Consider the following 847-nt stretch of genomic DNA (forward strand, 5'->3'; position numbering starts at 1 on the left):
CGCACAAGGCGAAGCTCCGACGGATTGTAGGCACACGGTTTCAGGTACTATTTCACTCCCCGCCAGGGGTACTTTTCACCTTTCCCTCACGGTACTTGTCCGCTATCGGTCATCAAGGAGTATTTAGGCTTAACGGGTGGTCCCGCCAGATTCACACGGAATTTCAGGGGTTCCGTGTTACTTGGGAACACGCTCCAGAGCCAGCGCTTTACGTCTACGGGCCTATCACCCTCTACGGTACGGCTTTCCAACCGGCTTCGACTTCCACACTGGTTTCTCACTCTGCACCGGACCGGCAGATCCGATTGAGCGGTCCCACGACCCCGCGACTGCAACCCCTGCCGGGTATCACACAACCGCGGTTTAGCCTCATCCGATTTCGCTCGCCACTACTCTCGGAATCACTGTTGTTTTCTCTTCCTGTCGGTACTGAGATGTTTCACTTCCCGACGTTCCCTCCACACACCCTATGTGTTCAGGTGCGGGTAACACGACATGACTCGTGCTGGGTTTCCCCATTCGGACACCCCCGGATCACAGCTTGGTTGCCAACTCCCCAGGGCTTATCGCAGGCTCCAACGTCCTTCATCGGCTCTTGATGCCAAGGCATCCACCATGTGCCCTTCATAGCTTGTCTCAACAACGTCAAAACAACACACACCAACCCACCCGACAATCAACGGGCGAGCCGGCCGACACGACCAGCCAGGAAAAGCCGGCCATGCCATACGCAACTTGTCACGACCCGCCACCCAGACAACCCGAAGGCCACCTCGTGCAGGTCAGACGAGCTACAAAGATGCTCGCGTCCACTATGCAGATCTCAAACAACAACCCCACCAACCCC

The 847-nt window shown here is 56.8% G+C and carries 1 rRNA gene; it reads right to left on the minus strand.

Features of this window, described 5'->3' with window-relative positions:
- Window positions 1-637: ribosomal RNA gene (locus J3P32_RS17550) — 23S ribosomal RNA — on the minus strand; the annotation flags it as partial.
- Window positions 638-847: the final 210 nt, after the last annotated feature.

It is taken from the genome of Nocardioides xinjiangensis (assembly GCF_017916385.1).
Classification (GTDB): Bacteria; Actinomycetota; Actinomycetes; order Propionibacteriales; family Nocardioidaceae; genus Nocardioides; species Nocardioides xinjiangensis.